At 69.3% G+C, this 22,561-nt stretch carries 19 protein-coding genes; 10 read left to right on the forward strand and 9 right to left on the reverse strand.

Annotation, left to right across the window (positions count from 1 at the left end):
* Positions 1-15 precede the first annotated feature (15 nt).
* From AC0CH8_RS01405 to AC0CH8_RS01415, 3 genes are all read left to right on the forward strand, one after another.
* Complete coding sequence (locus AC0CH8_RS01405) at positions 16-2,073, forward strand: carbon starvation CstA family protein (protein ID WP_465238366.1); 2,058 nt, start codon at positions 16-18, stop codon at positions 2,071-2,073.
* Positions 2,070-2,252: a YbdD/YjiX family protein gene (locus AC0CH8_RS01410; RefSeq protein ID WP_465238367.1), complete on the forward strand. Its 183-nt coding sequence runs from the start codon at positions 2,070-2,072 to the stop codon at positions 2,250-2,252. The genes AC0CH8_RS01405 and AC0CH8_RS01410 overlap by 4 nt, the downstream gene beginning before the upstream one ends.
* Before the next feature lie 71 nt (positions 2,253-2,323).
* Positions 2,324-3,076, forward strand: coding sequence for a Crp/Fnr family transcriptional regulator (locus AC0CH8_RS01415; protein WP_204199377.1), 753 nt, complete (start codon positions 2,324-2,326; stop codon positions 3,074-3,076).
* A 91-nt stretch (positions 3,077-3,167) separates the two neighbouring features.
* On the opposite strand, the gene AC0CH8_RS01420 is transcribed toward AC0CH8_RS01415, so the two are convergent.
* The 6 genes from AC0CH8_RS01420 to AC0CH8_RS01445 form a co-directional block, all read right to left on the reverse strand.
* A complete protein-coding gene (locus tag AC0CH8_RS01420) occupies positions 3,168-4,658 on the reverse strand; it encodes a tryptophan halogenase family protein (RefSeq protein ID WP_465238368.1) in 1,491 nt (496 codons plus the stop codon).
* Positions 4,655-5,329, reverse strand: coding sequence for a DUF6445 family protein (locus tag AC0CH8_RS01425; RefSeq protein ID WP_465238369.1), 675 nt, complete (start codon positions 5,327-5,329; stop codon positions 4,655-4,657). Before AC0CH8_RS01425 ends, AC0CH8_RS01420 begins: the two co-directional genes overlap by 4 nt.
* Positions 5,330-5,403: 74 nt before the next feature.
* On the reverse strand, positions 5,404-6,951 hold the full coding sequence (locus AC0CH8_RS01430; protein WP_465238370.1) for a DHA2 family efflux MFS transporter permease subunit: 1,548 nt from the start codon (positions 6,949-6,951) through the stop codon (positions 5,404-5,406).
* A complete protein-coding gene (locus AC0CH8_RS01435) occupies positions 6,951-8,153 on the reverse strand; it encodes an EmrA/EmrK family multidrug efflux transporter periplasmic adaptor subunit (RefSeq protein WP_465238371.1) in 1,203 nt (400 codons plus the stop codon). The genes AC0CH8_RS01430 and AC0CH8_RS01435 overlap by 1 nt, the downstream gene beginning before the upstream one ends.
* Positions 8,150-9,553, reverse strand: coding sequence for an efflux transporter outer membrane subunit (locus AC0CH8_RS01440; protein WP_465238372.1), 1,404 nt, complete (start codon positions 9,551-9,553; stop codon positions 8,150-8,152). The genes AC0CH8_RS01435 and AC0CH8_RS01440 overlap by 4 nt, the downstream gene beginning before the upstream one ends.
* The gene (locus AC0CH8_RS01445; protein ID WP_465238373.1) at positions 9,550-10,005 is read right to left on the reverse strand and encodes a MarR family winged helix-turn-helix transcriptional regulator; all 456 of its coding nucleotides are present in this window, start codon (positions 10,003-10,005) and stop codon (positions 9,550-9,552) included. The genes AC0CH8_RS01440 and AC0CH8_RS01445 overlap by 4 nt, the downstream gene beginning before the upstream one ends.
* A 114-nt stretch (positions 10,006-10,119) precedes the next feature.
* On the opposite strand from AC0CH8_RS01445, the gene AC0CH8_RS01450 reads away from it, so the two are divergent.
* The 7 genes from AC0CH8_RS01450 to AC0CH8_RS01480 all read left to right on the forward strand — a co-directional run bounded on the left by AC0CH8_RS01450 (position 10,120) and on the right by AC0CH8_RS01480 (position 17,586).
* Positions 10,120-12,021, forward strand: a complete 1,902-nt coding sequence (locus tag AC0CH8_RS01450; protein WP_465238374.1) for a potassium transporter Kup — start codon at positions 10,120-10,122, stop codon at positions 12,019-12,021.
* 32 nt (positions 12,022-12,053) lie between these two features.
* Positions 12,054-13,454 carry a sensor histidine kinase gene (locus AC0CH8_RS01455; RefSeq protein WP_465238375.1) on the forward strand — a complete coding sequence of 467 codons (1,401 nt, stop codon included), beginning with the start codon at positions 12,054-12,056 and terminating at the stop codon, positions 13,452-13,454.
* The gene (locus AC0CH8_RS01460; RefSeq protein ID WP_465238376.1) at positions 13,451-14,110 is read left to right on the forward strand and encodes a response regulator; all 660 of its coding nucleotides are present in this window, start codon (positions 13,451-13,453) and stop codon (positions 14,108-14,110) included. The genes AC0CH8_RS01455 and AC0CH8_RS01460 overlap by 4 nt, the downstream gene beginning before the upstream one ends.
* Positions 14,111-14,269: 159 nt before the next feature.
* Positions 14,270-14,584, forward strand: coding sequence for a hypothetical protein (locus AC0CH8_RS01465; RefSeq protein ID WP_465238377.1), 315 nt, complete (start codon positions 14,270-14,272; stop codon positions 14,582-14,584).
* A gap of 195 nt (positions 14,585-14,779) precedes the next feature.
* Positions 14,780-15,439 carry an ATP phosphoribosyltransferase gene (gene hisG / locus AC0CH8_RS01470; protein ID WP_465238378.1) on the forward strand — a complete coding sequence of 220 codons (660 nt, stop codon included), beginning with the start codon at positions 14,780-14,782 and terminating at the stop codon, positions 15,437-15,439.
* Entirely contained in the window at positions 15,436-16,740 is a 1,305-nt protein-coding gene (gene hisD, locus AC0CH8_RS01475) for a histidinol dehydrogenase (protein ID WP_465238379.1), read from the forward strand. The genes hisG and hisD overlap by 4 nt, the downstream gene beginning before the upstream one ends.
* Positions 16,741-16,779: 39 nt before the next feature.
* Complete coding sequence (locus AC0CH8_RS01480) at positions 16,780-17,586, forward strand: SGNH/GDSL hydrolase family protein (RefSeq protein ID WP_465238719.1); 807 nt, start codon at positions 16,780-16,782, stop codon at positions 17,584-17,586.
* A gap of 392 nt (positions 17,587-17,978) precedes the next feature.
* Here the strand turns inward: AC0CH8_RS01480 and AC0CH8_RS01485 are convergent, their stop codons facing one another.
* The 3 genes from AC0CH8_RS01485 to AC0CH8_RS01495 form a co-directional block, all read right to left on the reverse strand.
* Positions 17,979-19,301, reverse strand: coding sequence for an alkaline phosphatase family protein (locus tag AC0CH8_RS01485; protein WP_465238380.1), 1,323 nt, complete (start codon positions 19,299-19,301; stop codon positions 17,979-17,981).
* Between the two features lie 2 nt (positions 19,302-19,303).
* Positions 19,304-21,703: a TonB-dependent receptor gene (locus AC0CH8_RS01490; protein ID WP_465238381.1), complete on the reverse strand. Its 2,400-nt coding sequence runs from the start codon at positions 21,701-21,703 to the stop codon at positions 19,304-19,306.
* A gap of 98 nt (positions 21,704-21,801) precedes the next feature.
* Positions 21,802-22,545, reverse strand: a complete 744-nt coding sequence (locus AC0CH8_RS01495) for a hypothetical protein (protein ID WP_465238382.1) — start codon at positions 22,543-22,545, stop codon at positions 21,802-21,804.
* Positions 22,546-22,561 lie beyond the last annotated feature (16 nt).

The raw sequence follows: 22,561 nt of genomic DNA on the forward strand, positions 1-22,561 counted from the left end.
AGCGGGAGAGGCGGCGTGACGACCAAGGACAGGATCGGCTGGAGTGCGCTCGCGCTGCTGGGCGCGACCGCGCTGGGTGTCGTCGCCACCGTGCGCGGCGAGAGCGTCAACGCGCTGTGGATCGTCACCGCGGCGCTCTGCACCTACCTGATCGCATATCGTTTCTACGCCAAGTTCATCGCCACCCGCGTGCTGGGTATCGATCCCTCACGCCCAACGCCGGCGGTTCGCCGCGCCGACGGGCTGGATTATGTCGCCACCGACCGGCGCGTGCTCTTCGGCCACCATTTCGCGGCCATCGCCGGCGCGGGGCCGCTGGTCGGGCCGGTGCTGGCGGCGCAGATGGGCTATCTGCCGGGCGTGTTGTGGATCCTCGTCGGCGTCGTGCTGGCGGGGGCGGTGCAGGATTTCTGCATCCTGTTCGTGTCGATGCGCCGCGACGGGCGCTCGCTGGGCGAACTGGTCCGCGCTGAGATGGGGCAGGTCGCGGGGACGGTCGCGCTCGTCGGCGCGTTCGCGATCATGGTCATCATCCTCGCCGTGCTGGCGCTGATCGTGGTGCGTGCGCTGGCGGAAAGCCCATGGGGGCTGTTCACTGTGGCGGCGACGATCCCGCTCGCGCTGCTGATGGGGTGCTACACCCGCTGGCTGCGGCCGGGACGCATCGGCGAGGTGTCGGTGCTGGGCATCGTCGGGCTGCTCGCCGCGATCGTGCTGGGCGGGCAGGTCGCGCAGTCGTCGTTCGCGCCGTGGTTCACGCTGACGCCGGTGCAGTTGTGCTTCGGCCTGATTGCCTATGGTGCGGTCGCGGCGCTGCTGCCGGTGTGGCTGCTGCTCGCACCGCGCGATTACCTGTCGACCTTCCTGAAGATCGGCGCGATCGTCGCGCTGGCGCTGGGCATCGCGATCATGGCCCCGCCGCTGCGCATGCCGGCGCTGACGCAATTCACGAACGGCGGCGGACCGGTCTGGGCGGGCACGCTGTTCCCGTTCCTGTTCATCACCATTGCCTGCGGCGCGGTCAGCGGCTTCCACGCCCTGATCGCGAGCGGCACCACGCCGAAACTGATCGCGAGCGAGGGCGACGCACCGTTCATCGGGTACGGCGCGATGCTGGCGGAGAGCTTCGTCGCGATCATGGCGCTGGTCGGCGCGTCGATCCTCGACCCCGGCCTGTATTTCGCGATGAACAGCCCCGCCGCGGTGGTCGGCACCAGCCCGGAAAGCGCCGCCGCCGCCGTGACAGCGATGGGCTTTCCGATCACGCCCGCCGCGCTGGCGCAGGCGGCCCGCGACGTCGGCGAGGCGACGGTCATCAGCCGCACCGGCGGCGCGCCGACGCTGGCGGTGGCGATGGCGGAGATCTTCAGCCACGTGCTCGGCGGATCGGCGATGAAGGCGTTCTGGTACCATTTCGCCATCCTGTTCGAAGCGCTGTTCATCCTGACCGCGGTCGATGCCGGCACCCGCGCGGGGCGGTTCATGTTGCAGGACCTGCTGGGACTGGCGGTGCCGCGCTTCCGCGAGGGGGCAGGCTGGGTGCCGGGGCTGGTCGCGACCTTCCTGTGCGTCGGCGCCTGGGGGTTCTTCCTCTATCAGGGCGTCACCGATCCGCTGGGCGGCGTGAACACGCTGTGGCCGCTGTTCGGGATCGCCAACCAGATGCTCGCCGCGGTCGCGCTGGTGCTGGCGACGGTGGTGCTGTTCCGGATGAAGCGCGACCGCTACGCCTGGGTCACCGCGGCTCCGGCGGCGTGGCTGGTGCTGTGTACGGGCACGGCCGGGTTGCAGAAGGTCTTCCACGCCGATCCGGCGATCGGGTTCCTGGCGCATGCCGCCAAGTTCTCTGCCGCCGCTGCGGAGGGTCGGGTGCTCGCCCCCGCCAAGTCGCTGGCGGACATGCACCGCGTGGTGCTGAACGACCGCATCGACGCCGGACTGTGCGCGCTGTTCCTGGCGGTGGTGGCGACGATCCTCGTGTTCGGCATCCGCGCCTGTCTCGCCGCGCGCCGTGTGGACCGGCCGACGGTCAGCGAAATACCGGCGCTCGGTGAGAAGACGGTCGCGGCATGACGCTGATCGCGCTGCTCAGGGAAACCGCGCGGGCGATGGTCGGCATGCCGTCCTACGACGCGTATCGCCGGCACATGGCGGAACGGCATCCCGACCACGATCCGATGGACGAGATCGCGTTCTTTCGCGATCGGCAGCAGGCGCGGTACGGGGGCAAGGGCGGCGGGCGCTGCTGCTGAGGTTGCCGCCCCAAGCGCCTCATGCGCAAAGCCGTTGCGGCCCCCCCGCGATAGTGCGATGATTCGACATCATGCTGCTGCATCCGCCAGGAACCCCCCGCAATGCGCTGACGATGCGTCTGGCGCGTTATGTCGACCTCACCGGCCATGAGCGCGACGCGCTGGCGGCGCTGATCGAAAGCGAGCGGCGACTGAGCGCCGGGCAGTTGTTGCAGGAACAGGGCGGCCCCGTCGACGGACTCTTCGTGGTGCAACAGGGCTGGCTCCATTCGTCGAAGCGGCTGACCACCGGCGGGCGGCAGATCCTGCGCTTCCATTATTCGGGCGACCTGATCGGCACGTCCTCGATCGCATGGTCGGTCGCCGCGGCGTCCCTGACCGCGGTCAGCGACTGTATCGTCGCGACGGTGCCCAAGGCGAACCTGGGCCGCTTGTTCGCCGCGCATCCCCGGCTTGGCGCACTGCTCTATGCCGTCGCCTGTGCGGAAAAGGTGGCGATGGCGGACCGGTTGACGACGATCGGGCGGATGAACGCGCTGCAACGGCTGACCATCCTGCTGCTCGACGTGCTGGCGCGGCTGCGGGTGACGGCGGGCGGCGTGGTCGACACGATCGAGCTGCCGCTGACGCAGACCGATCTCGGCGACGCGCTCGGCCTGACCAAGGTCCACGTCAACCGCACCTTCCGCGCGCTGGAGGCGAAGTCGATGATCCGCCGCGACGGCCGGCGCGTGACGATACTGGACGAGGCCGGGATGACCGCCGCGACCGGCTTCGTCGACCGCTACCGCGAAGTCGCGACGGAGTGGCTGCCGAATCCCTGACGCTCCGTCATTGCGAGCGTAGCGAAGCAATCCAGACCCACGCTCCCGGCTCTGGGCCGCCGTCGCTTCGCTCCTCTCGATAGCGGCGTTCCTATCCCGGAACCGGTGCCGCGCGCAGGAACGCCGCGTGGGGCTTCATCGCCGCGGCTTCGCGGGCGTTCCGGTCCGCCAGCATGCGCAGGAAGCCCGCGAGATCCGCGTCGGGCAGCGTATCCGCCAGTGGATGCCAAGCCGCAGGCGCGACCCCCTGCCCGGCCAGCACCTGGAGCCAGCCGGGCTCGGTGAACAGCTCGTCATGCTCGCGGACGATATGGCCGCGCGAACGGTAGAGGTCGATCTTCGCGGCCAGCGTGTCGGGCAGCGTCATGTCCCGGCACGCCTGCCAGAACGGCTCGGGCCGGGCGTTCGCGTGATAATGGAGGATGACCATGTCGCGAATGCGCTCGATCTCGAAATCGGTCTGACGGTTATATTCGGCACGTTCGGCGGCGGTGACGGTGCGGCCGGGAAACAGCTTCAGCAGGCGCGCGATCGCCGACTGGATCAGGTGGATGCTGGTCGATTCGAGTGGTTCCAGGAACCCGCTCGACAGCCCGATCGCGACGACGTTCGCCTCCCGCGCCCGGATGCGGCGGCCGGTCGTGAACGACAGCGGACGCGGATCGCCCAGCGCCGGCGTGTCGAGCCCGGCGAGCAGCGTCGCCGCGGCCTCATCGTCGCTGGTATGCGCGCTGCAATAGACATGGCCGTTGCCGGTGCGGTGACGCAGCGGGATGCGCCATTGCCACCCCGCCCGATGCGCGGTCGAGCGGGTGTAGGGGACCGGCTCAGGCGTCGGTTCGCTCGGCACTGCCAGCGCGCGGTCGCAGGGCAACCAGTGGCTCCACGTCTCGTAACCGACGCCCAGCGTCTCGCCGATCAGCAGCGCGCGAAAGCCGGTGCAATCGACGAACAGGTCGCCGTCGATGCGGCGATCCCCCTCCAGCCGGAGCGCGGCGATATCGCCGGTGGGCGCCCGCTCGACGGAGAGGATTCGGCCCTCGATCCGCTCGACGCCGCGCGCCTCCGCATAGTCGCGCAGGAACCGCGCGTAGAGCGTGGCGTCGAAATGGTAGGCGTAGGGAACGGGGGGCAAATTGGGCGCGGTGACCGAGGGCCCGCGATGCATGCGGCCGGCGCGCGCCGCGACCTCGTTCAGGGCATAGTCGCCGAGCGGCCCCGCCACGCCTGCCGCGTTGGCGCGCGCCCAGTAATGATGGAACGGCACGACGCCGATATCGCGGCCGACGGTGCCGAACGCGTGCATGTAGCGATGGCCGGTCTTCCACCAGTCGACGAATTCGATGCCGAGCTTGAACGTGCCGCCCGTCGCGGCGAGGAACGCGTCCTCGTCGATGCCAAGACCGTGGTTGAACAGGCGGATCTGCGGGATCGTCGCCTCTCCCACGCCGACCGTGCCGATCGCCTCGGACTCGACCAGCCTGATGCGTGTCGCTGGCCCGGCGAACCGCGCGAGCGCGGCGGCGGTCATCCACCCCGCGGTGCCGCCGCCCGCGATCGTGACCGTAAACGGCTGGCTCATGCGGCCATCAGGAAGGTGTTGACGGTCAGCCGCCCGACGCGCGGATCGGGCGAGAGCGACAGGTCCGCGGGCAGATCGGCGCAGTGCAGCGTGTTGCTGCGATAGAGAATTGCGCGGTTGAAGCAGCCCTGATGGCGCGCGATGCAGGCGAACAGCGGCGTGTCGCCATCGATATAGGCCGCGTCGGGCAACCCGTGTTCGCGCACGTCGAGTTGCAGGGCGGAGGCGTAGGACGGGTAGCGCGACCGGTCGACGCTCTCATATCCCGTCGACCGCTGTCGGAAGAAGGCGGTGCCGCCACGCTCGTCCGGCGACAGATAGTGGAGCAGCGCCAGCCGGTCCTCGCCGACGCCGTCGATATGCGGCAGCCGCTGGATCGGCGCGAGAGCAGACGGGGGCGTGGTGACGATAGAATAATACGCCTCCATCACCGACAGCGCGCCCGTGCCGAAGGTCTCGCTCGCGAGCGGCTCCAGCGCGGCGAGCAAATCGGCGATCAACGGGGCCGGGACCGTGGCGCGAATGCCGGGATAATAGGGGCCGATCGGCGCGAACTCGCGCGCGGCGGCGTCGTCGACGAAGATGGCCGGATCGGGCGCGAAACCGTCGAGGATCAGGACGGGCGACCGCTCCTCGCCCTGATGCACGACGGTGGTAGTCCAGTGGTTCACGTCACGAAGGGTAGCGGGTCGTGCGCGCGGCGTCTGCAAAATCCTCCCCTCGTCGAGGGGAGGATTCGGGGCCGTCAATCCGCCGCGATCGGCCCTTGCGACGGCGACGCGCGGCGGGTGAACCAGACGACGACGACCATCACCACGCAAAGCCACGCCGACAGCCGGAACAGGTCGGTCGACGCGAGCAGATACGCCTGCCCGACCATCTGCCGCGTCACGACCGCGGCGGACTGCACGTCGGTCAGGCCCATCTTCCCCAGCGCGCCGGAGGCCATCTGGTACGGCATATTGGTGCCGACCGCGTCGGAAAGCCGGCTCTGGTGCAGCGCCTCGCGCCGGTCCCACGCCGTCGTGATGAGCGAGGCGGCGAAACTGCCCGCCGTGATGCGCGCGAAGTTGGAGATACCGGTCGCGGACGGCAGGCGTTCGGGCGGGATGCGATCGAGTGAGATCGTCAGCATCGCGAGGAAGAACGTGCTCATCGCGATCCCCTGCACCAGCAAGGGCAGCATCAGGTCGCGGAAGCTGGCCCCCGTCGTATAGCCGGAGCGCAGGTAATAGGAGAGGCCGAACGCCGCGAAGGCGATCGTCGCCATGATCCGCGCATCGACGCGCCCGCTGAACTTCGCGACGAACGGCGTCAGCAGCACCGCGACCGCGCCCGACGGCGCGGCGACGAGGCCTGCCCAGGTCGCGGTGTAGCCAAGCTGCGTCTGCAACCACAACGGCAGCAGCAGCGTGTTGGCGAAGAACACCGCATATCCCAGACAGAAGGCAACGGTGCCGATCGCGAAGTTGCGACTCTTGAACAGCGACAGGTTCACCGCCGGGTTGGCGTCGGTCAGTTCCCAGATCAGCCAGAACACGAAGCCGATCGCGGCGACGACGGTGGCGATCACGATCCGTTCGGACGCGAACCAGTCGTCGTTCTTGCCCAGATCGAGCACGATCTGGAGCGCGCCGACCCAGATCACCAGCGCCACCAGCCCGACCTGATCGATCGGCAGCTTGCGCGTCGGCGTCTCCCGCGATTTCAGGCCTTTCCAGCACGTCGCCGCGCAGAACAGGCCGAAGGGCACGTTGATCAGGAAGATCCAGCTCCAGTGGTAATTATCGCTGATATACCCACCCAGGATCGGCCCCATGATCGGCGCGACCAGCGTCGTGATCGACCAGATACCGAGCGCGGTGCCGCGCTTGTCGGGCGGGAAGATCGCGATCAGCAGCGCCTGGCTGCCGGGGATCATCGGGCCCGACACCGCGCCCTGAAGAATGCGGAAACCGATCAGCGAGGGCAGGTTCCAGGCGATTCCGCACAGGAACGACGCGATCGTGAACAGGAACACCGACGTGCAGAATGTCCGCACGACGCCGAACCGGCCCATCAACCAACCCGTCAGCGGCACCGCGACGCCGTTCGCGACCGCGAAGGCCGTGACGATCCACGTCGAATTGTCGCTCGACACGCCAAGATTGCCGGCGATCGTCGGCAGCGACACGTTGGCGATCGTCCCGTCCAGCACCTGCATGAACGTGCCGAGCGCCAGCGCGAAGGCGACCAGCGCCAGCTTCCCCCCTTGCAGGGGCGGTGCGCCACCGGCGGCGGGAGGGCCGGCCATCAGCGGTTGGCCGCGACGATCTGGCGGATGCGCGCCTCGGTCGCAGGGTCGTTGGCGGCGGTGTCCAGACCCTTGTAGGCAGCACGCCCCGGCTGGCCGATGCGCGTGCCCGACGTATTCGCCGTATCCACCGTCGCCGCGACCGACAGGCCGACGCGCAACGGATTCGCCTTCAACTCGCGCTGGTCGAGCGCGATGCGGACGGGCACGCGCTGCGTGATCTTGATCCAGTTGCCGCTGGCGTTCTGCGCCGGCAGTAGCGCGAAGGCGTTGCCGCTGCCCGCGCCCAGGCCGATCACGCGGCCGTGATAGACCACGTCGTCGCCGTACATATCCGAATGGATCGTCGCGGGCTGGCCGATGCGCAGGTCCTTGAGCTGCGTCTCGCGGAAATTGGCGTCGACCCAGACCCGGTCGAGCGGCACGACCGCCATCAGCGGCGTCCCCGCCGCGACCTGCTGGCCGATCTGCACCGTACGCTGCGCGACGACGCCGTCGATCGGCGCGGTGACGTGCATGTGCCCGCGCACGATCGCGGCGCGGCGATAGGCGGCGACCGCGGCAAGGACGGCGGGGTTGGTGTCGACGGTCGTCCCCTGCACGCCGGTGCGCGACTGTTGCTGACGCGTGCGGGCGAGCGCGAGGTTCGCGGTCGCGACTCGGACCTCGTCGGCGGCGTGGCTGAGTTCCTCGCCCGACACCGCACCCTCGGCGGCGGCGCCGCGGCGGCGGGCATAGTCGCTGCGCGCCCGCGCCAATTGCGCCTGTGCCTGCACGACCTCCGCACCGGCCGAGTCGACCTTGGAGAAGTCGGACCGCGTGGCGCGGACGGCGCGCGCGAGTTCGGCTTCGGCCGATGCGAGGCCGACATCGGCGGTCGCCGCATCGAGGTCGATCAGCGGCTGGCCCGCCTTCACCATCTGCGTGTTGTCGGCATGGATCGACAGCACCGTGCCGGGATCGCGCGCGGTGATAGCGACGATATCGCCGGCGACATAGGCGTCGTCCGTCTCCTGCTCCGGCGCGGCGAGCAGGAAGTGGAATACCGCCCAGACGATCGCGCCGGTGACGACGACGAGGCCGAGCAGCATCAGCCCACGACGCCGCGCGCGCGGGTTGCCGCTGGCGGGCGGTGCCGAGGGGGCAGGAGCGGGAGCCGGCGCGGCGGGAGCCTCCGGCACGGGAGCAGTCGAGTCGGTCATCGGGTCGTGTCCTGTGAGAAGCCGCCGCCGAGCGCGAGGACCAGCGCGACGCGCGCCTGCGCCGCATCCACCGCGAGGTTGGCATCGTCCTGCGCCGCGGCGAGCTGGCGGACGTCGTTGTCGATCAGGCCGAGGCGGCTTTCGAGGCCGCTCGACACGCGGATCGCGTTGAGGCGACCCGTTTCCGCGAAGCCGCGCACGACTTCGCGCTGGCGCGCGCGGTCCTGTTCCAGCGCACCGATGCGAGCGATGGCGTCCGCCGCCTGCCGCACCGATCCAATCACGCGATCGTTGTAATCGGCGGTGGCGAGGTCGACCGCCGCCGTCGCGCCGGCCAGATCGGCACGCAACCGGCCATTGTCGAAGATCGGCAGGTGGATCGCCGGCCCGACCGCAGCATTACCCGCGTCGGGGGAGAACAAATTGCCGAGGCCGATCGCCTGCAGCCCGGCTGCGGCCGAAATGTTGATGTTCGGGTAAAAGGCGCGGCGCGCGACCTGACGCCCCGCCGCCGCCGCCTCGACCCGCGCCTGCGCCGCGGCGATGTCCGCGCGGCGCGACAACAGGTCGGCTGGCACCGTCGCTGGCAGCGGCAGGGCAGTGTCGAGCATCAGCCGCGTCGGCGCGATCGTCTGCGGGTAATCGACGCCTCGCCCCGCCAGCGCGGCGAGCGCGTTCTTCGCCAGCACCTGCGCCGCCTGCGCGCGGACGAGCGCCTGCCGCGCCTGCGCCAGCAGCGTTGCCGCCCCTTGCGCATCGAGGTTGCTCGCCAGCCGGTTGCGGATGCGGACGTCGATCAGCCGCGCCGAGCGGGAGCGCGTGGCGATCGTATCGCTCGCGATCCGCGCCTGCGCTTCTGCGCGGGCGAGGTCGAGATAGGTCTGGACTACCGATCCCGCGAGAGCGAGCCGTGCCGCCTCCAGATCCAGCGCCGCCGCCCGGCCCGATGCGCGTGCGCCCGCGATTGCCGCCTGCTGCCGCCCGAACAGGTCGAGATTCCAGTTGAGGTTCGCCAGCGCGGTGCCGACGAAGCGGACCGAACCGCCGAAGGGCGGCGGGATGATGTACTTGCCGCTCAGCCGGCTGACCTGCCCCTGCCCGTCGAAGGTCAGGTCGGGACCGTCCTCCGCCCGGCGTTGCGACAGCACCGCCTGCGCCTGCGCGACGCGGGCGAGTGCGCCGGCGAGCGTCGGGTTTCCACTGGTCGCATCGGCGACCACCCGGTCGAGCTGCGGGTCGCCGAAGCCGTGCCACCAGTCGCCCGCGATCAGCGGCGCGGGCGCGCCGGTGAGGCCGAGCGCGGCGGGCGCGACCGGCGTCACCGCCTGCTGCGTCGCCGGTGCGGCGCACCCTGCGAGCAGCGCAGCCGCGAGAGGAACGAGCCGAGACACGCGCATCATGCCGACACCTTCACCAGCGTGTCGCGCAATTTCTGCAAAAGGGCGATCATCGTCTCCACCTCCCGCGGCTCCCAGTCCGCCAGCCATTCGTTCCAGCAGGCCAGCACCTGATGCTTGCAGCGCATCGCCACCGCCTCGCCCTCGGTCGTCAGCACGAGGTTGATGCAGCGGCGATCCTCCGCGGTGCGTTCGCGCGTGATCCAGCCGCTATGCTCCATCGCATCGACCAGCCGCGTCATCGCGCCCTTGTCGTGGCCCAGATCGCGCGCGAGTTCGGCGGCGGTGTTGCCGCGCCCGGACCAGATCGCGACCAGCGCCTGCCACTGCATCGCAGTCAGTCCTTCGGCCGCGAAAATCCCCTCGATCCGCACGCCACCGAGCTGGTGAACGCGACGGACGAGATAGCCGATCGAGCAATCGGGCGTGAAATCCGAGTCGGTGTAGAAGCCCATATGGTTGCCTTGGCTACCATTGCCTGGGCAGTCAAATGAACTTTACGACATTTTTATGCGGCTGGCCCGCAATCCGTCTCGCGGCTTTACGGCGACCCGTGCTTCGGGTGCAGGATGGATCAGCATTCCCCTCGCGGCCGCACCGCCGCCCTGACGCTCGGTGCGATCGGCGTCGTGTTCGGCGATATCGGCACCAGCCCGCTCTATGCGTTCCGCGAGGCGTTGGCGCAGTCGGCGGCGGGCGGCATCGACGCGACCGAGATCGTCGGCGTGCTCAGCCTGGCACTGTGGGCGCTGATCCTGATCGTGACCGTCAAATACGTGCTGTTCCTGCTGCGCGCCGACAACAACGGGGAGGGCGGCGTGCTGTCGCTGATGGCGCTGGCCAGCCGATCGGGCACGGCGCAGCGCGGCGGGCTGGTGCTGCTGCTGGGCGCGGCGGGCGCGGCGCTGTTCTACGGCGACGCGATCATCACGCCGGCGCTTTCGGTGCTGTCCGCGGTCGAGGGGCTGAAGACGGTGCCGGGTCTGGGCGGGCTGTCGCTGCCCGCGATCATGGGCATGACCGTCGTGATCCTCATCGCGCTGTTCGCGGTGCAGTCGCGCGGCACCGCCAGCGTCGCGCGCGTGTTCGGGCCGGTCTGCGTCCTGTGGTTCCTCGCGATCGGGGCGCTGGGGGCATGGCACGTCCTCGATCGACCCGGCATCCTGATGGCGTTCAACCCCTGGCATGCGGCGACCTTCCTCGCCGGACACGGCACTGCCGGTCTTTTCGTGCTGGGCGCGGTGTTCCTGACCGTGACCGGCGCAGAGGCGCTGACCGCCGACATGGGCCATTTCGGCGCGCAGCCGATCCGCATCGGCTGGTTCGCGCTCGTCTTCCCGGCACTGGTCCTCAATTACCTCGGGCAAGGCGCTTTCGCGCTCGCGACGCTGGAGACGGCGACCGCGGCGGGCAAGCCGTTCGCGAACGCCGACTGGTTCTTCCTGATGGCGCCCGACCAATTGCGTGCGCCGCTGGTCGTACTGGCGACGCTGGCCACGATCATCGCGTCTCAGGCGGTCATCACCGGCGCGTTCAGCCTGACGCAGCAGGGGATCGCGCTCGGCTTGCTGCCGCGGATGGCGATCCGACAGACGTCGCAGCATCATGCCGGCCAGATCTATATCCCGCTCATCAACTGGCTGGTGCTGATCGGCGTGCTGTATCTGGTGCATGCCTTCCAGAGCTCGTCGGCGATGGCGGCGGCATACGGGATCGCCGTGACGGGTACGATGGTCATCACCACCTGTCTGGCATTCATCGTCGTGACGCGGCTGTGGAAGTGGAAGCTGGCGACCGCGCTGGCGTTGATCGTGCCGTTGCTGGCGATCGACCTGATCTTCTTCGGGGCGAACATCCTGCGCGTCAGCGAGGGCGGCTGGGTGCCGTTGCTGGTCGCGGCGCTGGTCGGGCTGGTGATCGCGACGTGGCGACGCGGACGCGCGCTGGTGTCGGAGCGGACCTCGGGCGACAGCGTTCCGCTCGCCGCGATCGCCGCCGCACTGGGGCGTCGGCCACCGGAGCGGGTGGAGGGCACCGCCGTGTTCCTGACGCGCGAGACGCACGAGGCGCCGGCGGCCCTGCTCCACAATCTCAAGCACAACAAGGTGCTGCACGCGCACAACGTCGTGCTGACGGTGCGGACGGCCGACACCCCCTATGTCGCGCCGCCGGAGCGGCTGGAAATGACGCCGCTGGGCGAGCTGTTCGAATGCGCGACGCTGACCTACGGGTATATGGACGTGCCCGACATCCCGGCCGACCTGCTCGGCGATCCGCGCTGGCCCAAGGACAAGGGCGGCACGTCGTTCTTCATCGGCCGCAATTCCGTCGGTGCGGCGAAGGGTCAGGGGATGCCGTTCTGGCAGGACGTAATCTTCCTGTTCCTGCAAAAGAACGCGACCGATCCGACGCAGTTCTTCTGCATCCCGCCCGGCCGCGTCGTCGAACTCGGCAGCCGCATCGAGGTGTAGACGCGCCGACCGCCGGACGGCAGGACGAGTCCGTGCCCGACACCCTCGCCAGCCACCGGATCGGTATCGTCGTCGCGCTGGCGTCCGTCGCCGCCGTGGCGGGGGTGGCGCTGCTCCTGTCACCCTATCTGGGCGCGGGCAGCCTGGCTTTGCTGTTCATCCTGCCGGTGATGCTCGCCGCGGCGCAGGGCGGACTGGTCGCCGGCCTCGTCGCGGCGGGGAGCGGAGCGGTCGCGTTCAACTTCTTCGTGATCGAACCGCGCTTCACGCTGCGCATCGCCGATCCCGACAATGTCGCGACGACGTTGGTGCTGCTGCTGGTCGCCGCCGCCGTCAGCCAACTCGCCGGTCGCCTGCGCGCGGCGCGGGAGGCGGCGGAGGCGCTGGCGGCGGACCAGCGGCGGCTGGCCGCACTGGAACGCGCGCTGACCGATGCCGGCGACCAAGGCGCGGCGCTGGCGCTGCTGATCGATGCGGTAGCGGGGGCGTTCGCGGTCGACGCCGCAGCACTCGGCGAGCCCGACATCGCCGACGCCGCGCCGCTCGACCGGGCGGCGGGCGAATGGGCCCTGGCGAACGGCGAGGCGGCGGGGCGCGGCAGCGGCGTGATCGACGCTGCCGACCGGCTGTACGTGCCGCTGGTCGCGGGCGGCGAGCGGGTCGCGCTGATCGCACTGTCGCGCGCGGACGGGGCCTCGCCGGTACCGACGGGGCGCGGCGGGCTGCTGCGCAACATGGTCGCGGCAGCGGCGCAGACGATCGGCCGCCTGCGCCTTTCGGAGCAACAGGCGGCGATCCGCGAGGAGCGACGGCGCGGCGAACTCAGCGCGGCGTTGCTGTCCTCGGTCGGGCACGACCTGCGCACGCCACTGACGGTGATCCTGGGCGAGGGTCAGGCGCTGCAAGGTGGCGCGACGATCGTGGCGGAGGCGCAGCGGCTGGCACGCAGGATCGACAATCTGCTCGGCATGGCGCGGGTCGAGGGAGGCGCGGTGGCGGTCGCGATCGAGCCCGTCGACCTGACCGATGCGGTCGCCAGCGTGCTGGACGATGCCACCGGGCTGCTTGGCGGGCGCACAGTGTCGGTGACGATCGCCCCCGACGCGCCGCTGGTGCGCGCCGATCCCGGCCTGCTCCACCACGTGCTGCTGAACCTGATCGACAATGCCGCCAAATTCTCGACCGGCCCGATCGCTGTCTCCGTCGCAGGTCCGGTGCTGACGGTCGCGGACACCGGGCCGGGCATCCCGCCGGGGCATGAGGACGACGTGTTCACCCGTTTCCGCCGCTTCGCCGGTTCGGACCGCGAGGGCGGCAGCGGGCTCGGCCTCGCGATCGTCCGCGCCTTTTCCGATGCGTTCGGCGCGACGGTGACCGCGACCAACCGGCCGGGTGGCGGCGCGATCTTCAGCGTGGCATTCCAGTCGGCATGATCCTGATCGTGGATGACGAGCCGCATGTCCGGCGGCTGCTCGCGGCGATCCTGTCGCGCGGCGGGTACGAGGTGGCGGAGGCGGGCGACGCGCGGTCGGCGATGCCGCTCGTCGCGCGCGCGGAGGCGGTGCTGCTCGACCTCGGCCTGCCCGATCGCGACGGCATGGAGTTGCTGAGCGATATCCGCCGGGTCAGTGCCGCGCCCGTGCTGGTCGTCTCCGCGCGCGAGGCGGCGGCGGAGAAGGTCGCCGCGCTCGACCTCGGTGCGGACGATTACGTGACGAAACCGTTCGATGGCGACGAACTGCTCGCCCGACTGCGCGCGGCGTTGCGCCGGCGTGGTGCCGAGCCGGCCCGCGCCGTGACCGCCGGCGATGTCGTCATCGACACCGAGCGGCGATCGGTCACCAAAGCGGGCGCCGAAGTGCATCTGACGCGCAAGGAATATGGCCTGCTGGCGATGCTGGCCGCGCATCCCGGCCGGATCGTCACGCACGCCCAGTTGCTGACCGCGATCTGGGGTCCGGCGCACGTCGCCGACATCGCATACCTGCGCGTGGCTGCGCGGGCCCTGCGCGTGAAGCTGGAGGACGATCCGGCGCGGCCCGTGCTGATCCGCAACGAACCGGGGATCGGGTATCGGCTGGTGGTCTGAGCGGCGTCACCCGTCACCATATGGAAAAGCCGGGGTGACGAAGCGGCGTGGCAAGATTCCAACGTCGGCCACAAGCAGGCATGCACCCGATCAAGGCTTACCTCGTACGTCGGCTCACGCCCACTTGCGGATGACCGCGCATGTCTCCACACCTACCAAATGCTGACGCAAGAAGGTGATAAGCGAGGGCAAAGGGAAGGCTTTGGCTGCGCGTGGCTAACGCTTTTGGTGAATGCAATTTTCATAGGACTGCTTACAGCTAGCTTTGTTCAAGGTCCGTTTAACAGCAAGGAGCGGGAAGTCTGGTATCGATACTATTCCGTTGGCTTCTTCGTAGCAGGGGTGGTTCTGCCCACAATCGCCATTGTTGTATTCCGTCGCAATGCGAAGGTCGTTCTCCCATCGACAGTGTGGATGATAATCGTGTTTAGCTGTTTCCGTGGCTATGCAATGCTGTCGGGCGGAGGAATATGAAGGTCGATCGAGCGGCCGCTCACCACCACAGCCGGTTATTTCCACCCGAGAGCACACTTGGCAGAGGGTCGAGGCATTCACAGCCATCAAGCACCTCGACGCGCGGCGTCATCGCACTCGACCTTTTGCCGAGGTGACGCTACGCCCCCGAACTCCGCGTTGCACGCGTGACGGCGCCCCGGTATGGCCCGGTCCGTGAAACCCCTCATCATCGCCGTGCCCAAGGGGCGTATCCTGAGCGAGGCGTTGCCGCTGCTCGCCGCCGCCGGCATCCGTCCCGAAGCCGCCTTCGCCGACGAGGACAGCCGCGCGCTGCGCTTCGCCACCGATGTGCCGGAAATCGAACTCATTCGCGTCCGCGCGTTCGACGTCGCGACCTTCGTCGCGCACGGCGCAGCGCAAGTGGGCGTGGTCGGATCGGACGTGCTCGCCGAGTTCGACTATTCGGAACTGTATGCGCCCGTCGATCTCGGCATCGGCCATTGCCGCCTGTCGGTCGCGGAGCCGGTCGCGATGGCCGAGCGCGACGATCCGCGCGGGTGGAGCCACGTCCGCGTCGCGACCAAATACCCGCACGTCACCGCCGCCCATTTCGCGCGCCGCGGCGTGCAGGCGGAATGCGTCAAGCTGAACGGCGCAATGGAACTCGCCCCCACGCTCGGCCTCGCGCCGCGGATCGTCGATCTCGTGTCGTCCGGCCGCACGCTGAAAGAGAACGGACTGGTCGAGGTCGAACGCATCATGGACGTGACCAGCCGCCTCGTCGTCAACCGCGCGGCGATGAAGACGCGGCCCGACGTGGTGCCCCTGGTCGAGGCGTTCCGCCGCGCCGTCGCCGGGGCGATGGCCGCATGATCCGGCTCGACACGACCGAATCCGGCTTCGCGGAAGCGTTCGACGCGCTGGTCGAGGGACGGCGCGAGTCTGCCGCCGACGTGACCCGCGACGTGACCGCGATGCTGGCGCGCGTGAAGGCGGAGGGGGCGGACGCCGTCGCCGCGTTGACGCTGCAATTCGACCGTCACGATCTGGCGCAAACCGGCTGGCGCATCGACGCCGCGACCTGCGCCGCGGCCTATGAGGGGCTGGAGCCAGGCCTGCGCGCCGCGCTCGACCTCGCCGCCGCGCGCATCCGCGCCTATCACGAGCGTCAGCGGCCGGTGGACAGCGACTATGTCGATGCGGTCGGCGTCCGGCTCGGTGCGCGCTGGTCGCCCGTCGATGCGGCGGGGCTGTACGTGCCGGGAGGACGCGCGGCCTATCCGTCGTCGCTGCTGATGAATGCGATCCCGGCCAAAGTCGCCGGCGTGAAGCGGCTGGCGATGGTCACTCCGACCCCGAATGGAGAGGTCAATCCGCTGGTCCTCGCCGCCGCGCATCTGTCGGGCGTGGACGAGGTGTTCCGCGTCGGCGGTGCGCAGGGCGTCGCCGCGCTCGCCTATGGTGCCGGGCCGATCGCGCCGGTGGACGTGGTGACCGGCCCCGGCAACGCCTGGGTCGCGGAGGCCAAGCGCCAGCTCTACGGCGTCGTCGGCATCGACATGGTCGCCGGACCGTCGGAGATCGTCGTCGTCGCCGATGGTGCGAACGACCCCGAATGGATCGCCGCCGACCTGCTCAGCCAGGCCGAACACGACGTGACGACGCAGTCGATCCTGTTCGCCGACGACGTCGCCTTCGCCGACAGGGTTGCCGCGGCGGTGGAGGCGCAGCTTGGAACGCTGGCGACGGCGGCGGTGGCGCGGACCGCGTGGGAGGCAAACGGCGCGATCGTCGTGGTGCGTGATCTCGAGGAGGCGCTGCCGCTGGTCGACCGCCTCGCGCCCGAGCATCTGCAACTGGCGGTGGACGATCCGCAGGCGTTGTTCGACCGCGTGCGGCATGCCGGATCGGTATTCCTCGGCCGTCATACGCCGGAGGCGATCGGTGATTACGTCGCGGGGCCGAACCACGTATTGCCGACCGGCCGCCGCGCGCGCTTCGCGAGCGGGCTGTCGGTGCTGGACTTCATGAAGCGCACCAGCTTCCTGGGGCTGGACGAGAGTGCGCTCGCGGAACTCGGCCCTGCGACGGTGGCGCTGGCGGAGGCGGAGGGGCTGCCCGCGCACGCCCGCTCGGTCGCGCTGCGGTTGCGCCTGAACCGACCTGAAAACTGAGATTTACCGGCCGGAAACCCGGTATCTGAGGAGAGCATGATGTTTCGTCGCCGTGTCGCCGCCCTGCTGCTCATGCTCGGCATGCCGCTGATGTCGCCGCTCTGCGCGCAGGTGGTGGTGCCGGACGACGACTATGCCGCCGATCCGGTCGGCATCGTCGAGAAACCCTGCGTGTTCCACCCCGCGCCGATTGACGACAAGACCAAGGCGGCGTGGCGGCTGCACCTCGCGACGCGCGATTTCGGCGGTCTGTGCCGCTATGCCGCCGACGACGCGCGCCTGATCGCGGCGAAGACGCCGGTGCGGATCGTGTTCCTCGGTGATTCGATCACCGAGGGTTGGGCGCAGAAGGACCCGGCGTTGTTCCAGAACGGCGTCGTCGGCCGCGGCATCGGCGGGCAGACGACACCGCAGATGCTGGTCCGCTTTCGGCAGGACGTGATCGACCTTCACCCGAAGGCCGTGCACATCATGGCCGGCACCAACGACATCGCGGGCAACACCGGCGCCGCGACGATGGCGACCGTCACCGGCAACATCCGCAGCATGGCCGAGCTTGCGAAGGCGAACGGCATCCGCGTCGTCATCGCCTCCGTCCCCCCCGCCGCCGAGTTTCCCTGGGCGAAGGACAAGCAACCCACGCCGCAGATCGCCGCGATCAACGCTTGGGCCAAGGGCTATGCGGCGGCGAACGGATTCCAGTGGGTCGACTATCACTCCGTTCTCGCCACCGCGGCCGGCGGAATGAAGCCGGGGCTGGCGAGCGACGGCGTCCACCCGACCGAGGCCGGCTACGCAGCGATGCGCCCCGTCGCTCTCGCCGCGATCGCCCGTGCGACGCAATAGGAGACGAGGCGGCGTGCGATGCCGCCGAACGCCAGCGACCCGTCATGCCGGCGGCCGTGATCCCTCCGCGCCGGGCCCCCGTGTCCCCGCGAAGGCGGAGACCCAGTGAGCCGGACGGGTCTACGCCTGCCGAACCAATGCACTGGGCTCCCGCCTTCGCGGGAGCACGATACCTGGCAGCGCTACTGCTTCCGGCCCACACCTTCTGCCACCCCGGCGAAGGCCGGGGTCCAGTTGCCGACCAAGCCGTGAGTCTCTTCAATTTCGCCGATACTGGACCCCGGCCTCCGCCGGGGTGGTACGACCTTGGGAAACGTGCCGCCTGACGCGAGCATACCGACTCGCACCCCACCGTCATTCCGGGGAGCGAAACGACGCGGCAATCCAGCCCCTCAAAACACCGGCTTCACCTCTGCATCCGGCAGCTCCACGCCCAGCACCCGCGCGACCGACGGCGCGATCGCTCGCATGTCGACTACGCCAAGACCGGTGTGCCGGATCCCCGGCCCCGCCACGATCAGCGTCGACCGCATCGCCGGGTCGCTCGGGACATAGCCGTGCATGCCCTTGTACGCGGCAGGCCTTGCAATCGGCGCGGCCGGATCGCGCCCCGTCTCGTAGCCGGGCTGGAGCGCGACGAAGAAACTCGCCTCGTTCGCGCCGCCCGCCTTCGCCACCGCGCTGCGGTCCATGACCGCGGCGATGTGGTAGGCCGGATCGGCCGCCGTCTTCGCCAGCACGCCCGCCACCTTCCTCACCAGCGCGGCGTCGTCCGGTCGCGCCAGCCGCACCGCCGCGGTGCCGCCCGCGAGCCAGGGCATCGCCTCCCATGCGGTCGGCTTGCCGTCCGCACCGAGCGTGATCAGCCCGGCGTCGAGGAACGGCTTGAACAGGTTGATGTCGGTCGCGATCGGCTGGAACCCGTGATCGGACACCAGCACGATCGTCACGTCCGGCATCGCCTTGCGCGCCGCGGCGACCAGTTGGCCGACCAGCTTATCGGTCTGTTCAATCGCGGCATTGGCAGCAGCAGAGCCGGGGCCGCTGCGATGTTCCTCGTGGTCGATCCCGGCGAGGTAGACGGTGGTGAAGGCTGGCTTGCGCGCCGCGATCAGCGCGGCGGCGAAGCGGACGCGGTTGGCGTCCCCCTCGACGCTTTCGTCGATGCCCTGCGCATAGGACGTGCCAACCGCCTTCTCCAGTTCGGGCAACAGCCCCGGCGTCGCCAGCGCCGCAAGCAGCTTGGGATCGTTGGCGGTGCCGGTGCGCCAGATCTGCGGCAGGTTCGCGTCGATGCCGGGGGCACCGACCGTGACGGGCCAGTGGACGTTGGCGGTCGTCAGCCCCTTCGCATGCGCCGCCGCCCACAGGGTCGGCACGCGCACGTCGCTGGCATACCAGTACCAGCCGGTCTGGTTCTTCGCGTCGGGATCGAAGGTCAGGTTGTTCGACACGCCGTGCTTCGCGGGCGAGACGCCGGTGACGAGCGTGGTGTGGCTGGGATAGGTCAGCGTCGGCAGGACGCCGATCACGCCCTCCGCCGACGCACCCTCCGCCGCGAGGGCGGTCAGCGCGGGCAGCGTCATGCCGCGCGCCTTCGCCTGCGCCACGTCGGCGGGCCGCAGCCCGTCGAGCGAGATCAGCAGCACCGACGAGGCCGAAGCCTCGCCGGTCGTCAGCAGCGCCGCCGCCACGAACAGGAGACGCCGCAGCATCGTCAGAACCCCTTGCGCAGGGAGACGAAAAACTGGCGCGGCGCACCCGCCAGCAGCGTCTGGTTGTCGCCGCTCGCCCCATACCCGTTGGAGCCGATCGTGGAGATGTATTCCTTGTCGGTCAGGTTGGTCACGCTGCCCTCGATCGCCAGCCCACCCAGCGCGGGGAAGCGATAGCCGATGCTGGCATCGACCAGCACGCGCGCACCGACCGACTGGTCGTTGAGGTAGGTGAAGTAGCGCTTCGACATGTAATCCGCACCGGCACGCGCGAAGAAGCTGCCATTGTCGAACACCAGTTCGCCCTTGGCCATATGCTCCGGCGTGTCGACCACCGTCCTGCCCTCGGTCGCGGTCAGCACCGCGCCGGCGACGTTGCGGACGTCGTCCTGATATGTCGCCTTGTTGTACGAATAGCTGGCGAAGGCGGAAAAGCCGCCGGCGATCCGGTAATAGGCAGACAGCTCCGCGCCATAGCTTTCGACGCTGCCCGCATTGTTCAGCGTCGGCGGGTTGCCGATGATCCCCGCGCCGTTGGCGAAGGTCAGCAGCCGGTCGGAGAAGTCGACATAATAGCCGACCGCCGACAATTGCAGCCCGCCGGTGCGCAGGCGCACGCCGCCCTCCGCGGTTTTCGACGTCTCGGGCTTCAGCGTGGTGCGGATCGCGTTGAATCCGACCTGCGTGATCGCGAACGGACCCGTCGTCGCCGACGACACGAACGCGCGCATGTTCTCCGTGTAGCTCGCGAACACCTCCGCACCGCCACCCAGGCGGAACACCGCACCGACCTGAGGCAGGAACCAGTCCTTCGACTGGATCTCACCCGCGACCAGCGTACCGGTCGTCAGGTTCGCGCGGTTCTGGACGCGCATCCCCTTCCACCCGCCGTTCAGCGTCAGGTCGCCCAGCGTCAGCGTATCGGCGACATAATATTGCAACGTGAAGGTGTCGTACTTGCCGTCCCACTGGGTGGCGAACGGGTCCTTCTGGAATTCGAGCGTCTCGCGATTGGGCGTCGCGGTGCTGGTCATGCCGTAGAAGCGGCGTGCCTGCACGAACGTGTTGCTCTCGACCCAGCCGCCAAGCTCCAGCCGGTTGGCTCCCGTCTCGTACGCGAAGCGGGTCAGGTTGCCGGCGCGGTCGATGCCGTATTCGGTGGTGCGGAACGACAGCGGCGATGCCGCGGTCAGCGTGCCGCCATTGCCGTCCGGCGCGCCCGCGGGGGTGCCGACATAGGGCGTGATCCACGACCCCTGACCCTTGTTCTTGTGATAATAGCTGGTCGAGACGACCGACAATTCCGGCGACAGCTTCGCGTCGAACGTCACGCCGCCCAGCCAGTCGCGGCGCAGGCCGCCCGCATCGTAATACACGTCGTCGATCGTGCCGATCCCCGACGGGAACGCGAGTCCCGCCGACGGATAGGGCAAGGGCGCGGCACCGCTGCCGGCGCGCACGGTCTGGTTGGCGTAGATCTGCCCGAGTTGCAGCGCGAGCGGGTAATTGTCGCCGATATTGTCGTTGTTCAGGCCGCGACGACGGATGATGTCGAGGCTCAGATCCTGATAATCGGTCTCGCGCCGGTCGGAGAAGTTCAGGAACGCGGTAATGCTGCCCAGCCCGGCGATGTCCTTGACGACCTTGCCGTTCGCCTGATGCTGGCGCTGGTTGCCGTATCCCTTCCACTTGTCGGTCTGAAGGAAACCATAGCTCAGATAGCCCTTCAGCCCGTCGCCGAGGTCGCCCGAATCGACGCGGACGAAGGCGCGATAGGTGTCGTCGCTGCCGTACGTGCCGGAGCCGACGATATCGAACGCGTCGGACGGCGTGCGGCTGACGAACTGGAGCGTGCCGCCGAGGTTGCTGGTCGAAGCGGTGCCGATCGAGCCGGCGCCCTGCGCGACCGTGGTGCTGGCAAGGTTTTCGGAGATGATCGCGCGGCTGACGTGCAGGCCGTTGACGTTACCATAGCTCATGTCGCCCAGCGGCACGCCATCCAGCGTGAAGCCGAGCTGATTCTGGTTGAACCCGCGCAGGCTGATCCGCGTCGACCATTCATACGCGCCGAACGCGTCCGACGACTGGAAGTTGACGCCGGGCAGCTTGGCGATCGCCTTCAGCGGCGACGTGCCGGGCGTCAGCCGCTCGAGATCGCTGGCGGTGACGGTCTGGACCTGACGGCTCTGGCCGAAGCCGAGCACGACGATGTCGCCGCCCGCCTGATCGGTGCCCGCCTGATCGGTGCCCGCCTGATCGTCGGGCGCTCGAACGGGCGGCGGCGTCTCGGTGGCGGCAGGAACCGCGGCGGCAGCCTGCACGGACATCTCCTGTGCAACGGCAGCCTGCGCGAACAGCGCCGCAGGCGCGACGCCCGCGAGCATCAGAAACTTGGCGATCATGGTTTTGGCCTCTTGGACGGATATGCTTCCCGGTGAGCGGGGCCATGTTCCCGTCCGGTGACCGGGTCGTGACGCATCCGTGACGGATGCGTGACGCCCTACTTCATGGGCAGTTCGCCGAAGCTGATCTTGATCCGCACCCAGCCGCCCAGAATCTTGCGGTTACCCTCGCGGGGCGGCAGCACGCGGAATTGCCACGCCGCCAGCCGCATGGCCCGCGCCAGGCCTGAGCCGACCGGCGATTCGGCCACCTGACGACAATTCTCGACGCGATAATCCTCGATCATCCGACAGGCGATAATCGCATAGCCGCCCGCGGGCGCTCCGTTGGGCAGATAGCCGTTGAGCTCGGCCTGGGTCGGCCGGCGATACCAGTCGACGTCGTACAACTGCTCGCCGCCCGGCCCCTCGCCAGGACCATAGACCTTGCCGCTGCCCTTGCCGGTTCCTGCGGTCTCGGTGCCGGTATCGCCCTTGTCGCCCATCTTGCCGATGTCCGCGGCGTCGAACAGCTCCATGCCGCCGGGCAGCATTTTTAGCGGCGCGGGGGCCGGGATCGGCGGCGGTGGCGGTACCACGGCCGGGCCGACCGGAGCCGCTGCAGGCGCCTTGCGCGCGGCGCTGGTGGACCGCGCGACGCTCTTCTGCGGACTGGGCCGCGTCACATCATTGGGCGCGGGATAGAGGCTGAAGGTCTTGGGATCGGGATCGACCTCTCGCGGCGGCGGCGGCTTCGGCGCGGCCCAGAACAGTGCGAGGATGATGAGGACATGCGCCACCAGCGCCAGGATCAGCGAGGCGGGCCGGCGCCGACCGGGCGAGACGCGGTAACCCGATGCCATCGCCGATCGCCCTAGG

It is taken from the genome of Sphingomonas sp. AC435, from assembly GCF_979253005.1.

What these genes read in the sequence shown, in the direction of transcription:
- AC0CH8_RS01410 (WP_465238367.1), top strand. Translation starts at nt 2,070, where the DNA reads ATGACGCTGATCGCGCTGCTCAGGGAAACCGCGCGGGCGATGGTCGGC.
- AC0CH8_RS01415 (WP_204199377.1), top strand. Translation starts at nt 2,324, where the DNA reads ATGCTGCTGCATCCGCCAGGAACCCCCCGCAATGCGCTGACGATGCGT.
- AC0CH8_RS01420 (WP_465238368.1), bottom strand. Translation starts at nt 4,658, where the DNA reads ATGAGCCAGCCGTTTACGGTCACGATCGCGGGCGGCGGCACCGCGGGG.
- AC0CH8_RS01430 (WP_465238370.1), bottom strand. Translation starts at nt 6,951, where the DNA reads ATGGCCGGCCCTCCCGCCGCCGGTGGCGCACCGCCCCTGCAAGGGGGG.
- AC0CH8_RS01435 (WP_465238371.1), bottom strand. Translation starts at nt 8,153, where the DNA reads ATGACCGACTCGACTGCTCCCGTGCCGGAGGCTCCCGCCGCGCCGGCT.
- AC0CH8_RS01440 (WP_465238372.1), bottom strand. Translation starts at nt 9,553, where the DNA reads ATGATGCGCGTGTCTCGGCTCGTTCCTCTCGCGGCTGCGCTGCTCGCA.
- AC0CH8_RS01445 (WP_465238373.1), bottom strand. Translation starts at nt 10,005, where the DNA reads ATGGGCTTCTACACCGACTCGGATTTCACGCCCGATTGCTCGATCGGC.
- AC0CH8_RS01450 (WP_465238374.1), top strand. Translation starts at nt 10,120, where the DNA reads ATGGATCAGCATTCCCCTCGCGGCCGCACCGCCGCCCTGACGCTCGGT.
- AC0CH8_RS01460 (WP_465238376.1), top strand. Translation starts at nt 13,451, where the DNA reads ATGATCCTGATCGTGGATGACGAGCCGCATGTCCGGCGGCTGCTCGCG.
- AC0CH8_RS01465 (WP_465238377.1), top strand. Translation starts at nt 14,270, where the DNA reads ATGCTGACGCAAGAAGGTGATAAGCGAGGGCAAAGGGAAGGCTTTGGC.
- hisD (WP_465238379.1), top strand. Translation starts at nt 15,436, where the DNA reads ATGATCCGGCTCGACACGACCGAATCCGGCTTCGCGGAAGCGTTCGAC.
- AC0CH8_RS01480 (WP_465238719.1), top strand. Translation starts at nt 16,780, where the DNA reads ATGTTTCGTCGCCGTGTCGCCGCCCTGCTGCTCATGCTCGGCATGCCG.
- AC0CH8_RS01485 (WP_465238380.1), bottom strand. Translation starts at nt 19,301, where the DNA reads ATGCTGCGGCGTCTCCTGTTCGTGGCGGCGGCGCTGCTGACGACCGGC.
- AC0CH8_RS01490 (WP_465238381.1), bottom strand. Translation starts at nt 21,703, where the DNA reads ATGATCGCCAAGTTTCTGATGCTCGCGGGCGTCGCGCCTGCGGCGCTG.
- AC0CH8_RS01495 (WP_465238382.1), bottom strand. Translation starts at nt 22,545, where the DNA reads ATGGCATCGGGTTACCGCGTCTCGCCCGGTCGGCGCCGGCCCGCCTCG.